Here is a 15,692-nt window from a genome sequence, read left to right on the forward strand (position 1 = left end):
ATCGCAAAAAATTTCAATTAGTTTATTCATCTGCCCACCGTTATGCTTTCAAATCGTTCTTGGTCGAAAGATCTGATCGCTAGGTGGGCAATTAGTTCACTTCTTATCCAGAATTCAGGTTAATTAGTTAAAGGGAATTTAATGCTCGAGTTTTTAGCAAAATATCACTTAGAAATTAGAAATATTGGTTTAGTATTAATTGCTTTCATAGGCTCTCCATTTTTAATTTGGCGAACTTATATAGCAAGCCGACAAGTGAAAACAAATGAAGCAAATCATAAATCTGAAATGTTCACTAAAAGCATTGAGCAACTTGGGGCTATGGAAAATGAAACTCCTAGTAAAGAGAGAAGAATCGGGGCTATTTATTCTTTAGAAAAGATAGCTATTAATAATCGAGATTACTACAGTCAAGTTATGGAAGTTTTGTGTTCTTATATAAGATTACATGCCATAACAAAGAGTGCTTTTTCGAAAAATGAAGACCTTTTAGTTGCTCTGACTGTTGTAACTAGATGCAAACCAAATAAAAATATTTTTATCAATGAAGAGATGCATGAAATAAATTTATCAGGAGCATTTTTTAACAATTCTGATTTAAATGATTTAAATTTTGACAATGCTAACCTATCACACTGTTCCTTTGATAGATCGTACATATCAAATTGTTCATTTTTTAACACCAACTTAAATGGAGCATTTTTAGATGAAGTTAGCATCGATGATACTGACTTTAGTCATGCCAATTTAGCTTTCTCAAGTATAAAGAATACAGATTTAGAAAAGGCTCAGCTCACATGGGCCAATCTAACCGGAGCTCAATTAACAGGAACAAATCTAACCGAAGCAAACCTCACAAGAGCCAAGCTAACAGGAGCAAATCTGACAGGAGCAAATCTGACAAACACTAAAATGACCAATACAACAACAAAAGGCACTGTCTTTAAAGATAATATTGGCTATAACAAATCAACTGAAGTCACTTAACTCAGGTGGCGTTCTATGCATTCTTATTGATTTAGTTACTACACCTTCAACTTGAATTTTATCTTGTCGGGTAATTTTTATAGGTGGGTATTCTTCTGAGGCTGAAATTAATTGTTTATTCTTAACATCAATTATTTTACATGCAAACGAACCATTGAAATCAACAACGATCACATCATTTTGCTTATAGTCTAACGCCCTATCTATTACTAATATATCATCTGAATAAATGCCGACACCTTCCATTGAATTACCACTAGCACTTCCTAAGAAAGTAGCATTTGGGTTTTCAATTAGTATTTGCTGTAGCGACTTACTTAGGTTTTTATATTCAACCCCGTTAATTTCATCATTAGAGAAAATTTGCTCTACCTTCATCACAACCTCAAGCACTGTTTATTTATACAGCATACGAGGGTTTGAGCATTTTGCAGGGTACAAAAAGAAAAAATATTTATATCACTGGGTCAAAAACCTCAGGCTGTGCACTTTCGTCATACTGTTCTACATACGCTTCAGCTACATAAATGTTACCAAATACTTTATTTATATTTTTAGTAGCTCGCGCACGAACACCCATAGGGTAATTTTTTGTTGTGAGTGTTAACCAGGTTTTAACTAGAGTTATAGGTGGGCATTCAGTTTTCATGATGTAAATCCTTTTACGTTGAATTTTGAATGTAGTCACTTATTAATCTTCTATCAAGCAAACCTAAACATCCAGAGCTATTCTAAACAGAACATAATACTAAAGAATTAACTTAAGAAATTGATTTAGATTAACTTATGAGCATTCTTGCAATATCTGAATAGTTTAGTTTATGGATAAGGGAATTAAGTCATATTCATTTACTTAAAAGCCCACTTCATAGCGGGCTTTTTAACACATTTCACTTTGTTTATTTAGTCTCTTATTCGCTTGTCAGGAAGACCAGTACCACCTCCAGTTTGTGGAGTGATTTCTATATCAATTAAGGATTTTGCCTCAGCTGAAATAGTAACTTTGGTTTCTTCTACTATAGGAGTTATGCTTCTAATTGGTTTGTCAGGAAGACCAGTACCACCAATTTGTGGAGTAACATCTACATTAACTGGGTTGCTTATTTTTGATACGTCGTGAGAAGAAGAAGGTCACGAGCATTCAAAATCTAAGGCATTGCGATCATGAATTTCAATTAGCAAGCCCATACATCAGCGAAGGATTTTCAAAGGTGCGTGATAATCTTGGTTTATATGCTGATCTTGATAAAAATTTAGACCAACGTTTCACGAAATACGAAGGATAGCCGCTCAAGAATTAATGATCTCAGGACATAACCCCAAAAACAGAATGGCCCACTCTAATCAAGCTGCAACAAACATCTATACAGATATACAGATATTGAATGGATTGAAGTTTCTCCTGTTGCAATTAATATTTAATTGCAACATCTTAAGTCATCTGTATTAGCCTACATTTCTAATATACTTTTTACATGTTCAAAGCACTTTAAAAAATCCTCTTCGCAATAACATGAATAGAAATCTCTGAACTCTATTCTTCTCGTCTCGGGGTTTATATTTCCAATATTAGTAATATTAACTGCCTGAAATCTTTCGATTTCATCATTATAACAACCAGTTGAAGTTAAATAATTTTTACAATCAGCTTCTTTGACAAAATCATTATAGGACATGCCTCTCATAATCTGAGACTCTTTACTTTCTTTAGGTAACTGATTATTTGCATATACCCTCCACTGTTCTTCTGTGGGCTTAGTTCTCATCAACATCACATATAGAGGAAAAAACTCTTCCTCCCAACATTTTTGTTGATTTTCATCTAAATTCAATTGCAATTTACTTAATTCCGTCGCTATATCTTTCGTATATGGATCATTTATCCACATAAAACGCTTTTCATTTAAATATGCAGCATGCATAGAACGATTAACCGCAAGGTTTATTTTTCCTGTAGTTTGCTTTGCATCCTTAAAGCTTTCTCGTTTCATTTCACATGAAATAATAGCTTTTAAAACATTACCATAATCATTATTTAGTCCTGTATTAAAATCTATATTTATTTGTAAGCCCCCCTCACCATCTGTACTGTCTAACTTAGCATCTTTAGAGCATTTAAATATAGTGCTATTGATTAACTCAAGCGCACTTCCATCTTTTAGATATTGTTTAAATGGTGTAGGTGGGGTTTGAATTTCAAAACATGCAGAATCTAGTGTGATATCCCAATACCATTCATATCTATTTGTTTCTATTTTAATACGAACCCTTCCAAACCTGTTCTTATTTATGTCCCAATTAATATCACTTAAACTCTCTCTCGTAATATTTCCTGTAATTCCTTGCCGTTCTAGTGTCTTTTCATCAATAAATTCTTTAATTTCATCTTTAATACCAAAAAACTTATCCTGTTTAGATTCAGTATTTGGTTCTGGGTAAATCTTGATTTTTTCTAACTGTTCACATAATAGTTTTTCAGAAAAGGCTCCTCTATATTGATTACTTTCATCTTGATGAGGTAAAAACTCCACTTCAAGATACATGTCTTTATTTTCACATTCGCCCTTAATCTTTTCTATCCAATCTACTAAATACAAATGGACCAATTTGTCTGAGTTTGGACAAATTTCGCCGTCATCCCTATAAGTGTTGTGATTTATCCCATATTTTAATTGATCATTAGTAAAATCTAATTCAACTCCACATAAAGTATCGGGGTTAAAAATCGAACTTTTACTGTCCGGTTTATAACAAAGAGATTTCTTATTAATTTTTTGTTCCGCTTTCTGAGGGGTTTCTAGTGACTTCTGAGAATCGTCACCTTGTGATTGATCATCCATACTTTATTCCTTACGAAATATATTCTTTGCGAAAGAACAGATTAAGCCAACAAGCAATTATTAACTCAGGCAAAAATACCAAGAAATACTAGATAAAGAGGAGTTATTAAAAATATGGGTCCAGCTAAGGAAAGTGATAAAATATTCTAATCCAAACTCCTACCCCTATTTAATTTTTTTAATTATCAAACCTGAATACACCGTCACAATATACAGTAGATTAAAAAGTCAAAAATCTTGCAACATTTTGATTTAACTAATTGTTTCAATTGATGTGTTTTAGCTATTTTCACTAGTTATTTGACCCTGCAATAGAGACTAACTTATTGATAATAAATATTTAAAATAAAAAAATCACTCCTGACACTAATTGTCAGTAGTTCAGGATACACTTGCTTTAACTTAAATGAAGGAGATTAATATGTCACAGGTTGTTGAAATAGTTCAATTTAAACTAAATGAAGGTATCACAGAGCAAGATTTTATGAGTTCAAATGATGAATTTGAGAAATTTTTGTATCAGCAGTCAGGTATGCTTTATCGCTCTTTATGTAAAAGCTCAACCAATGGGACTTATACAGATATTGTATATTGGCAAACAATGGAGCAAGCAAAAACTGCACAACAAGCTTTTTTTGACTCTGAGTTTTGTAAACAGTTTATGATTTGCATTGATAAAGAGTCCGTCATAATGGACCATTTAGATATCTTGGCCCAAACTCAATGTGAAGAGCAAACTGCAGCATCATAAATTCAGTAATTGCTGTTATTAAATTTTCGAAGTAAATAAGCAAGGCGTACAAGTCCTACCTTGGGGCTTTATACATATGCCCTTGCTTGTGCAGTTTAGTCATTATGAAAGTCGTTTTTATGGCATCATCAGCTTTAAAAATTCAATGCGTTACATTACTATGCGCCATATGATAAACACTTTGTTATGGTGATTTATTACTGTGCTTTATGAAATAAAGACTGTTTAATTTAACTCTTATTGCATACGATTCGAGGCATAAAGTGTTTATGCTAATTTTGAAATCGCCATATAAAATAAAAGTTTTACAATTAACTAAATATATTAATAAGGAGCGTGAGTGCATAAAGCAGAAAGACTATTTCAGTTAGTTACATTATTGCGTGGTCGTCGATTGGCTATCACAGCTAAACAACTGGCTGATATATTAGAAGTTTCTGAGCGCACTATTTATCGTGATATTCAGGCTTTAATGGTATCAGGTGTTCCAATCGAGGGTGAAGCGGGTATCGGTTATTTATTGCCTAACCATTTTGAATTACCACCACTTATGTTCTCAGTTGATGAACTGATGGCTCTCATGCTTGGCAGTAAAATGGTTAAAGCTTGGAGTGATAAAACCTTAGCCAAAAGTGCCACCAGCGCGATTGAAAAAATTGAAGCGATTATTCCTGAACACTTACAACAAACCAATACATTACCTTTTTTAGTACCTGATTTTCATATTAATCAGAACCATAGTCACTTATCAGCGATTGTACGCGAAGCAGTGCAAAATCATCTTGTTCTTAACATTCATTATATCGATGCAAAAAATGATGAAAGCCAACGTGAAATTGAGCCATTAGGCCTAGTTTATTGGGGCGGAAAATGGACTGTCATTGCTTTTTGTTTATTAAGGCAAGGTTATAGAGAATTTAGAATCGATCGTATTACTAACATTGAGAGTACAAGTATTCACTTTGAAATAAACGACAATAAAAATATCGACCACTACATCGCATTAGTATCAAATCCATAAACTTAATTCATACACCTCTATGAACCCAAGTCTTACATAAAGTACTTAAAAATCTCACTAAATAGACTGTTGAATAAATGTAATGACTAACAAACATCGATTACAAAAGATCTCATTCTCATCACAAACAGCACAAAAATAATAAATAAAACAAAAGGTAGCTTTTTGTTATTGTAACTTATTAATAAGTGAGCTTTTTAAAAATTTATTTATCGTTATTAACTCTTCAGATAAGTATTATAAAGAAAGCCTATCTTCGATATCTTCCAGCATAATTTCCATGTCCAATAGTCTATTTTCTAAGTCTTCATTAGAGGTTTTTAAACTTTTATTGACCTTTTCAAGGTCAGCTATACGCGCTGATAAATCGGCAATAGTTATATCTACATTAGTATATTTTGATGTCGCCAAAACCCCACCAATTGTCGTATTTCCTTCAATATGTACATTACCATCTTTAGTTGTCGCATTTGTATGGGCAACATGCAGTTTTGCATCCGGGGTGACAGTTCCTAATCCAACAGTCGAAGTAAAAACAGCAGTTCCTGCGACATGCAGTTTCGCACTCGGTTTTTCATTACCAATACCAACACCATTCGAATTGATAAATATACTATTTTGGGGAGAGTTTGGCACTATTCTAAAAGGGAGTACATTGTTGTTCGCATTTCTGATAAAAAAGTTTTTTTCGTTAGCACCCATATCCCAACTTTGCGCACTAAAGCCAGAACTACCGTCTTGCTCTAACCTAAGAGCTGGGCTATTGCCCGAAACAGCATGAAGTTTAGTCGCGGGTACCGCAGTACCAAAGCCCATTTTGCCATTCGCATTAACAATTAAACTATTGGCGGGAGCTTTTGCTTCAATTTTAAAGGGGATCTTGGTAGCCGTTGCGTCTTCAATGGCAAAAAAGTTAGCACCACCATTTTTTGATTCATTGATTATTATTCGCCAGTCATTGCTTGTAAATTTTGAAGAGCTACTCGTATCTTGAAAATGAATTCGTATATTATTTTCTTTCAGCCTCAGAGTATCAAAATCAAATTTTTCATCTTTGGCGCAATCAAAACCAGTACAGATACTCCCCTGAATAACAACATCTTCTGAGAAAACTTTAGGTGCTTTAGCCGCTGAAGCTGATGTACTCGTTAAAGCAATAACAAGGCTGGCAGCCAATGTGTATTTGTGAGTTATAGTCTTTCGCATAGTATTTCCATTTAATAGGTAACTTATTACAGATTATTCAGACAGCAGTTCTGATAGTATTTATGTTTTTACATAATTACCTGTTGAATATCTTAATGCTGTTTATTTAATTCTTAGGCTTTATTCAGTTTCATACATATCAATTAAAGCGCCATTAATGATGCTAAATTGCCCTGTCGTTATTTTGGTTCTTTGCGTATCAGATTGCGTCTGATTATCACGACCATTGCTACCATCAGCAATTATTACCTCATTGCTAAAGTAATAATTGGTTACTTCATAGGTATATAAACCATCTTTTAAAGGTGAATTAAATTGAACTTGAGCGGAATTTGACTGACTACGAAAATCATTGGGGCCAGCGACAAGCACTTTGGCAATGTTATTAGATGTTAAAGCAAACTCTATCTGACTATTGCCCAAGCTAATATCAACTTCTGACTCTTCAGCAGCTTGGGTAAAAGTACTTGCTAAAAGTAGACACAACATTTTTGGAGTTTGTTTTATAAAACGACTGATATGAGACATAGCACAATACCCTTACTTATAAAATAATTAAATTCCATTGTATTAAGTTAAACAATAGAGCGAGGTTTAAATAATTCGTTAATGATAGTAACAAAAACTTTTGCCTCACCAAATGGCCCTAGCACTCGACAAACACCAAAGAAGACTTAATAGGTTGTTTTTACTTACATTTTAACTTGTACCAGTTTGTATCCGATTTGTATCGGGTTTGTATCAAAATTAGCCCATTGACTATGGTTAATCCCTTTGTATTACCTCATAAGTATATTTATTGAAAATAACACAATAGCAGATTACATTTTTAACGATGAGATGGCCAAATAAATGAATGTGAGTTTAAAAAGAGTTCTGCAGGTACATCTTGTTACATTTAAGGTACAAAATAAGTATGATTATTTGCTGTTAAAAGTTTTTAAATATGCCAGTATCTAGTCTCATTTAAAAAAGGAACAACAAAATGAAGCTTAAATTAAATAAAAAGAAAATCAAAAACTTATCTAACGACAATAAAAAAATACCCGCAGAGATGACGCCATTAATCGCAGGTGCAGGCACCACAGGTTGTGATGAATGGGCACTTCCAACAGGCAATGGCCCACATTGTAAAGTACCTTAAGCTAATCAAGTTAATAAAACCGTTTAATTACGGTTTTTTATATCTAAAACACCCTACTTGTAATAATAATTGAGTGTGACATTAATTTAAAATGAAGATGAGACATTATAATTTTAAGCAAAAATATTATGTTTTATTGTTTTCAAATTTTGGGAATATTTGATTTCGCCCTGAATTTTTGGCTTGATATAAAAGATTATCTGCATTATTAATTACCGCATCAATACTCTGACTACCATCAAATTGCGCAATACCCATACTTACAGTGACTTTAATTTTCTCATCATTATAATTTAAAGCATATTTATTTAATTTCAAAAGAATTTTTTCTGCAATGACATTCGCATTTTCAGCATTCGTTTGCGGTAAAATAAACAAAAACTCTTCTCCTCCCCAACGTGAAATACAATCTTGTTTTCTCATTTGGATATTAAATAAATGTGAGAGCTCAACTAAAACAGCATCACCTGCACTATGACCATATTTATCATTGATGTGTTTAAAATGATCTACATCACACAGAATGATTGATAACGCTTCTTTATTTCGTTCAATTCGGGATTGTTCTTGTTGTAATATATTAAGGGCATTACGACGATTAGAAAGCTTTGTTAAAGGATCAATATGAGCAAGCTGTTGATATTTAAAGTTTAACTCTAACATATGCTTATAAGACTTTTCTCTTGAATACTCATATAAAGCAGACAGAAAGGTCACTGTTGAAAAAGAAAATATTAGCCTTAGCTTAAACTCGGTACTGTATGTAGTATGAAACACAATATCAGTTGGAATAAACATTATCAGACTAATGATAAAAATAAACACCGCAATATCAATCAAACCACGTTTTAAACCATGGATAAATACAGAAACAGGTGCGACGACATAAACCCACAAAGGGCCTGTCTGTTCGACTCCGCCAGTATAAACCAAGTAAAACATGAGCAAATATAGTGAATAAAGAACAATTGCAGAACTTAACTGAACATTATCATATTTTTTGTAAACAAAATAAGCCACAAAATAGATAAAACTGGCAAAAAACAACGAAGAAGTTAAAAAGACATTATTATTAAATAGTGCAGTAACAGCCATAACGGCACAAATTGACATGCCCACTAGTGCAAACAATGAAACCACATGTGGTTGATGTGGCATCTCTTTACAGCTATCATTTTCTTCTCGTTGTTCCTGCAAAAATAGAGCCTTATATTAAATATACTCGTTAATTAATCTAGTAGTTTAACACCTCTATTACTACAGTATAAGACCCTATAACGCGTGTTACTAGATATTCTTAACTCGTTTACTAATATTCCGCACAGAAGAATACTTATTTAAAATAAATCAATACGCTACAATAAAATTTATGTAGGTTTTAATCTGTATTTTTTATCATGCTTTTAATAAACATTGAGTCGAAGTTAATACTGAATAATTCAAATGTCAGCATAACTGAAAATGAACCATGGCGCAGCTCAGCGCCATAATACGTAATAATTTATACCTAAATTAATGTGTTAAATTAACGATATAGGAATAAAGCCTTTAGTCACACTTAATTTATTTTAAATAAATTACCTAAGCTTTCAAGACCAGAACGATTTGTTTTTGCAATACACTGCGAATCATCTAACGCCTTTTTAGTTGTAGCATCAGCAAGACCAGAAATAGAAAGTTTATTCTCTTGTTGGTATTCACGTAATGCGATGACAGTATCTTGATCATATATCACATCTTCGGCTTCAAAATCTTCGTAATGAGGTTTGCTCTTTAAATACCCTAAACACACTAAGTTCATTCGAGACATAGCCAAATCCATTTTTTCATATAAAGGCATGCGATGATCAGGAACCTTTACACCGGCTATTGTTTTAGTTGATTCTTTTGTGCGTATTTGCGTATTACCTTTTGGTTTCAAAGCTGGCGGTGCGCTATGCCCCGCAGCTAAGGTATTATCAGTATTATAACGGTAATACGTTGCTGGTACTTTTGATTCTAAATATGCAACCGCTTTAATGATCACTTCACGTAGTGCTTGCTCTTTTGGTGTATTTGCCCAACCACTTATATTACCGCCAACAAGTGCACCACCAAAGTTTGTTGCCGCACTGCTAAAGTCAAAGTCTTTGCTGCCGCCTTCGACACTTGTTGCAGCTAAAATACGCGATGTACGTGTATCAATCAAACGTAAATCAATTGCAATATGAGAGCCTGAAAATCCAGCCGAAACTGAACTAAATACATCACCTAAGAAACCACTTCCGCCCACACTAGCACCTGAATTATCATCATCAAATTCTGTAACCGCTGCAACAACAACCATTTCAGCGCCTTCAATCTCTCCATAAGCCGCACCAGATGTTGCATTTACTCGACCGGACACCGCTAAATCTTGCTCTGATAAAACAGCATCTAATGCTTGTCGCTCTAAAACAATAAAACGATTTGTGCCAACTAAAGCGGTTGTGAGTTGATCAGCCATGCCTTCACCAATTTCTTTTCGCCACCATTTAGCATCATGGGATTTATCGGTAAATCGCGCCACTGCAATACGTGCTTTTGGACCATTGTAGCTTTGTTTCGCCACTTCATTTATATTTTCAGCTTCTTTATTTGAAGTGACTTTTGTTGAAGTACTTTGGCATGCAAAAAGACTTGTAACCACAAATGCGCTAATGAGCAATTTTAGTGTATTAACCAACATATGATTTCCTATAAATTTTTGTATTCAAATCTTTAGTAATGTTTATCTATCATTAAATTTACCATTAGAATTGATGGTGATATTTAATACTGACGTGACAATTTACTTAAGAACTGTTCTTTTTAATTTAAGATTAATTTATATAAATCATGCATTTAAAAATAGTACTTAAACGAATACTTTGCATACTCATGCGAATTTATTGTTTTAAAAACAAAAGCATTCACGCTAGTTAATGAATTAGTATGGTAAATCATGTGTTTTAAATAGCAGAGTTTTCGACTTGCTTTTTATGTTGTTGATCACGAAATTGTTTAGGTGATTGACCATACATAGATTTAAAACAACGGGCAAAATAACTTTGTGAACTAAACCCAACTTGCTCAGCGATTAAGCCAATGGAGAATTCACTCGATATTAATAATTCTTTTGCATAAACAAGGCGCGTATTTCTAATGTAATCACTGGGTGTTAACTCAAAAAGCGCTTTCATTTTTAGCTGTAATGCTCTTGGACTTAAGTGTAATGATTTCGCAAACGCTTCAACGGTGAATAGTTCAGATTGATAATGCTCATCAATAACAGCCTTTAAACGTTGGGTAAAATGATAATCTTTACTTTGTACCATATTGTCATCAATATTTAATTTAGTAGTACCTTGTTGCAATTGTTGGCGTAAATGTTGATTTAAAATATCTCTCACCGACAATAAAGCATTAACTCGACTTATCAATAAAGATGGTTCAAATGGTTTACTTAAGTAATCATCAGCGAGTAAATCAAGCCCTTTAATTTTACTTTGGGTATCCGCTTTAGCAGATAACAATAAAACTGGAATATGATTAATCGCAATGTCTGCACGCACAGCATTAAGCAATTGGTAACCATCCATCTTAGGCATCATGACATCACTAATAATCACATCTGGCACGTAGCTATGACACATGGCTAACCCTTGTTCGCCATCTTCACAACTGATACAAAGGTACTGTTCACTAAAAAGTGATAATAGTAAGATACGCATGTCATTATTATCTTCAACTATCAGTATTGTTTTTTGATCACTACTTTGTAAAGAATTACGACTGGGTATTTTTGATATTAATGAAGGAACATTTTTTTCACTTTTATCTGTAAAATTAGCTGTTGGTAATGTAAGACTAAAACAACTTCCAAAGTTTATTTCACTACTTACATTTATACTGCCACCGTATTGCTCTACAAGCTGTTTAACTAACGCAAGCCCTATACCACTGCCGCTTTGTGTTTTATGATCTAGGCGAGTGAATCGTTCAAAAATATTTTTTTGTTGTGTTTTTGCAATGCCAATACCAGTATCAGTAATGCAGATAGTAACTGATATTTCATCACTATTTAGTGCTAATGTAACTGTACCGCCATTATCTGTATATTTTAGGGCATTGCTTAATAAATTATTGATAATTGAAGTCAGATGAGTATGTTCTAGATTAAGATAACACTTTGAATTACATTCATCTTTAAAAATAAACGTAATATTTTTTTGTTTGAAGAGTGTTATAAAGTCATTTGCATGTTGTTTTAAAATAGGGTTGAAATGATATGGTGATACTAGGCTCACCACATTACTTGGTCTTTGACTCAGCTGTAATAGTTGTTCAATAAACATTAACAACTGTTTACTGTTACGCTGAATAATAGCCAGTGCTTGTTGTGACTGAGTATCTTTATGCCTATTAAATAAATCTTCAAGTGGCGCTATGATAAGGCTAAGCGGGGTTTTTAACTCGTGACTCATATTATCCAAGAACTGAGATTTAAGTTTGTTTAGTTCTTTGTGTTTTTTACTTGCTTGTTCAGCCAATTTAATTTGATAGCGCGACATTATAATGAGCCATATCACAGCTGCAAAAAGTAAAAAATAAACACTGTAAGCCCAAGTACTTTTCCACCATGGTGGTATAACACTAAAATGGACCAGTGATTCACTTGGACTCCAGTGACCATAATGATCTGCGGTTTTAAGCAATAATTGGTAATCTCCTGCTGGCAATTGTGAATAGTTCACTTGCCGGTGTGCTGCCTGTGTATATAGCCATTGTTTATCAAGCCCTTGCAGTTTGTAAGCATATTGATAATGGGCTGGAGGCGCAGCACTATTCAGTGCTGAAAATTGAAAACCAATAACGCCATGACTCTCATTAAACTGTAATTTTTGAGCATAGCTGACTGTTGTAACGTCACTGCCCTTTGTGAGAATTGATGGCTCAAGTGCAACATTTACAGGCTTATTAAAGAGCAATAATTCCGTGATCACAGGATCTGGCGCCTGAGCTGTTAAGTTTAATTTATCGGGATAAAATCGATTAAATCCTTTGATCCCACCAAAGAATAACTCTCCATCTTTCCCTTGATAAGCAGCGCCTAAAACAAACGAATGATCTTGAATGCCATCAGCAGGAGAAAAGTGTTGAATTTGCTTTGAACTTGGTTGATAACGGATCAAGCCTTGATTGGTTGCAAGCCAAAGGTGCGTATTTTTCTCATTTTTTATGGCAAAGATATTTTGATTTAATAAACTGTCTTGTTCAAAAACATGCTTTATTTCATCATTATTTTTATTCAGTTTATTCAACCCCTGAAAAGTTCCAATCCATACTGTATTTGGTTGTTCAAGATGAAGTGAAGTGACCATGTTATGGCTTAATGTTTTTTTGTCACTTTGAGTTTGTTGATAATAACTAAATTTTTGAGTTTCAAGTGCTAATTTATTTAAACCTTTTCGTGTACCAACCCATAAAGCTTTATCAACAGAATCATATGCTAATGAAAAAACTGTATTATTAGAAAGTGTATTGTGTTTAGCATCATCATTTTGATAATGTTTAATGTGACCACTATCCGGGTTAAAACGAGATAAACCTTGATCCCCTCCCAACCAAAGGTTACCTAAAGAGTCACTCGTAATCACATATACTCTATTACTACTTAGTTGATGGCTCTGTATTGTGTAGGCTACAAAACTATCTGATTGTGGCTCATAACGTAATAAACCACCACCATATGTGCCTATCCAAATCCGGCCTTTTTTATCTTCATGAAGCGAAAATATATTATTATTACTTAAACTATTGTTATTGCCTTCTTGATGAATATACCGTGTAAAACCTTGCTGGCTTTGTTTGTTCAAACCATTTCGTGTGCCGACCCATAAATTACCGTTAGCATCTTTTAAAATAGCACGCACAAAATCATGACTTAAACTAGTTGGTTCATCACTTTGATGTTTTTGATGACCAAATTGGCGTTGCCTATCATCAAAACGGTGCAAACCATATCCATCTGTGCCAATCCATAAAATACCTTGAGCATCGCGGTAAAGAGATAATAAATAGTCATTTTCTAAGCCATTTTTATCTTGAAGTCTTTGCTTATGTTGAACAAATTTCTGGTGTAAACTTTGATCTGCAGGTTTATAAAACAAACCTTGACCATAACTAGTTAACCAAAAAGACTTATCAGAATTAATTAAGATATCTGTTATCCAAATATCATTAAACTGTTTAACATGTGTAAACTTATTATTGTTAAAATCAAAAATACTTAGCCCTTTCTTACTAGCTAACATTAACTGATTTTCAGAATTAAATGCTAATCGCCATAAATTTTTAGGACTATTAGAGTAAGCTGTAAAAGTATGTGTTTTTGGATCAAAGCCAAATAACCCTTCATTTGATGCAAGCCAAATATAGCCATTTTTATCAATAATAATATCTCTAAATAGCGCTTGCTTGTTATTGCTTAACTTAAGAGAAAATACTTCAGATTCATGCTTGTTCTTATTTAAACGTGTTAATTTTCCTTGCTCATGGCCAAGCCAAATATTTTCTTGTTTATCTTTTGCCATCGACCAAATTTGGTTATTTGCAATCACAGGGTTAGTTTTCTGATTGAATGCTTGAAATTTGCCATTTTGAGTATTTAATAAATTTAAACCATTACTGGCGGTTGAAAACCAAATATGATTTTTTTTACCCGCTAAACAGTCTGTAACCCAATTACCAGAAATACCCGTTTTATCTATATTAGACTTATATTTTTTAAAGTGATAACCATCAAAGCGATTCAAGCCACTTTGTGTAGCAAACCAATGAAAGCCTCGCGAGTCAACGATGCTGCAATTTATTGAGTTTTGAGTTAGACCTTGCTCACTTGTAAAGGTATCAAGATATAAAGAAGCGCCATATACAGGTAATTTAAGAAATAAAGCAATTAATAGGCACAAAGCCAATGAACTGATCACGCGAGACATAATGACCTTGTTTTGTTATTGGGAAATCACAAGACATTTGATATTAAACTGCTTTTAAATCAATGTTAAGCTCTATTTTTTCAGCTCAACTGAGTCTCACAAATTTTTTGTGCATTTAATGAAACTTTAACATTTTCAAAACGACTCAATAACATCATCATTTTCACTTAAACTTTGTTCTAAATTACAGCTCCTTTCTCTTTGTATTAATTGAATTTTATTAAACTCCCTGTTACTGTTTGCGTTATTAAATAAAAAACACAAATCGAAGAAGGAAAAATTTCGAATGGATATAAATCTTAATAATTTTGAAGAACTCGCTCTACCTATTCTTAACAAACTCGCACAAAATTTTCCAACATTTTTAGGTGCTTCTGCACTTATTTGTGAAGGTGAAAATAAGAAGGAAACTGATGAAAGTAAAGATGTTTTAAGCATTTTACAAAATCAAGATTTAATCTTTTGTAATAATCAAAGCTGTTTCCAACTCACAGCAACTGGCACTAAACTATTTAACTGCTCGGTTACAAAGTCTTTAAAACATAAAATAAAGGATACTGCAGAAAAAGATGCTTCGCTTTAAAAGCGAAGCAAAACAGCAGCTTTAATTCAAAAGAGCTAATTAACCTGAATTCTGGATAAGAAGTGAACTTATTACCCACCTAGCGATCAGATCTTTCGACCAAGAACGATTTGAAAGCATAACGGTGGGCAGATGAATAAACTAATTGAAATTTTTTGCGAT

General features: G+C 33.3%; 13 protein-coding genes. 5 read left to right on the plus strand and 8 right to left on the minus strand.

The genetic code is table 11. From position 1 onward, the window contains the following. Window positions 1–141 precede the first annotated feature (141 nt). Window positions 142–987 carry a pentapeptide repeat-containing protein gene (locus BM088_RS25445; RefSeq protein WP_091991548.1) on the plus strand — a complete coding sequence of 282 codons (846 nt, stop codon included), beginning with the start codon at window positions 142–144 and terminating at the stop codon, window positions 985–987. Here the strand turns inward: BM088_RS25445 and BM088_RS25450 are convergent. The 3 genes from BM088_RS25450 to BM088_RS25460 form a co-directional block, all read right to left on the minus strand. Further along, the gene (locus BM088_RS25450) at window positions 970–1,365 is read right to left on the minus strand and encodes a LexA family protein (RefSeq protein WP_091991550.1); all 396 of its coding nucleotides are present in this window, start codon (window positions 1,363–1,365) and stop codon (window positions 970–972) included. The genes BM088_RS25445 and BM088_RS25450 overlap by 18 nt on opposite strands. A gap of 76 nt (window positions 1,366–1,441) precedes the next feature. Then, window positions 1,442–1,636 (minus strand): hypothetical protein, encoded by a 195-nt coding sequence (locus tag BM088_RS25455; RefSeq protein ID WP_091991552.1) that lies wholly within the window; start codon window positions 1,634–1,636, stop codon window positions 1,442–1,444. An 802-nt stretch (window positions 1,637–2,438) separates the two neighbouring features. After that, window positions 2,439–3,827, minus strand: a complete 1,389-nt coding sequence (locus BM088_RS25460) for a hypothetical protein (RefSeq protein WP_091991554.1) — start codon at window positions 3,825–3,827, stop codon at window positions 2,439–2,441. 421 nt (window positions 3,828–4,248) lie between these two features. On the opposite strand from BM088_RS25460, the gene BM088_RS25465 reads away from it, so the two are divergent. Continuing rightward, complete coding sequence (locus tag BM088_RS25465; RefSeq protein ID WP_091991556.1) at window positions 4,249–4,578, plus strand: hypothetical protein; 330 nt, start codon at window positions 4,249–4,251, stop codon at window positions 4,576–4,578. A 340-nt stretch (window positions 4,579–4,918) separates the two neighbouring features. After that, entirely contained in the window at window positions 4,919–5,599 is a 681-nt protein-coding gene (locus BM088_RS25470) for a helix-turn-helix transcriptional regulator (RefSeq protein WP_091991558.1), read from the plus strand. Between the two features lie 237 nt (window positions 5,600–5,836). Here BM088_RS25470 and BM088_RS25475 read toward each other — a convergent pair whose 3' ends face one another. Together BM088_RS25475 and BM088_RS25480 are read right to left on the minus strand one after the other, a co-directional pair. After that, window positions 5,837–6,805 carry a hypothetical protein gene (locus BM088_RS25475; protein WP_091991560.1) on the minus strand — a complete coding sequence of 323 codons (969 nt, stop codon included), beginning with the start codon at window positions 6,803–6,805 and terminating at the stop codon, window positions 5,837–5,839. Window positions 6,806–6,925: 120 nt separating this feature from the next. After that, on the minus strand, window positions 6,926–7,333 hold the full coding sequence (locus tag BM088_RS25480; RefSeq protein WP_091991562.1) for a hypothetical protein: 408 nt from the start codon (window positions 7,331–7,333) through the stop codon (window positions 6,926–6,928). Window positions 7,334–7,790: 457 nt separating this feature from the next. On the opposite strand from BM088_RS25480, the gene BM088_RS27470 reads away from it, so the two are divergent. Continuing rightward, window positions 7,791–7,949: a hypothetical protein gene (locus BM088_RS27470; RefSeq protein WP_177208181.1), complete on the plus strand. Its 159-nt coding sequence runs from the start codon at window positions 7,791–7,793 to the stop codon at window positions 7,947–7,949. A gap of 126 nt (window positions 7,950–8,075) precedes the next feature. On the opposite strand, the gene BM088_RS25485 is transcribed toward BM088_RS27470, so the two are convergent. The 3 genes from BM088_RS25485 to BM088_RS25495 form a co-directional block, all read right to left on the minus strand. Continuing rightward, a complete protein-coding gene (locus BM088_RS25485) occupies window positions 8,076–9,146 on the minus strand; it encodes a GGDEF domain-containing protein (protein ID WP_245763921.1) in 1,071 nt (356 codons plus the stop codon). A 361-nt stretch (window positions 9,147–9,507) separates the two neighbouring features. Further along, window positions 9,508–10,656: a CsgG/HfaB family protein gene (locus tag BM088_RS25490; RefSeq protein ID WP_091991564.1), complete on the minus strand. Its 1,149-nt coding sequence runs from the start codon at window positions 10,654–10,656 to the stop codon at window positions 9,508–9,510. Window positions 10,657–10,918: 262 nt separating this feature from the next. Then, entirely contained in the window at window positions 10,919–14,947 is a 4,029-nt protein-coding gene (locus BM088_RS25495) for a hybrid sensor histidine kinase/response regulator transcription factor (RefSeq protein ID WP_091991566.1), read from the minus strand. A 286-nt stretch (window positions 14,948–15,233) separates the two neighbouring features. On the opposite strand from BM088_RS25495, the gene BM088_RS25500 reads away from it, so the two are divergent. After that, window positions 15,234–15,530, plus strand: coding sequence for a hypothetical protein (locus BM088_RS25500; protein WP_091991568.1), 297 nt, complete (start codon window positions 15,234–15,236; stop codon window positions 15,528–15,530). Window positions 15,531–15,692 lie beyond the last annotated feature (162 nt).

The organism is Pseudoalteromonas denitrificans DSM 6059 (assembly GCF_900112265.1).
Classification (GTDB): Bacteria; Pseudomonadota; Gammaproteobacteria; order Enterobacterales; family Alteromonadaceae; genus Pseudoalteromonas; species Pseudoalteromonas denitrificans.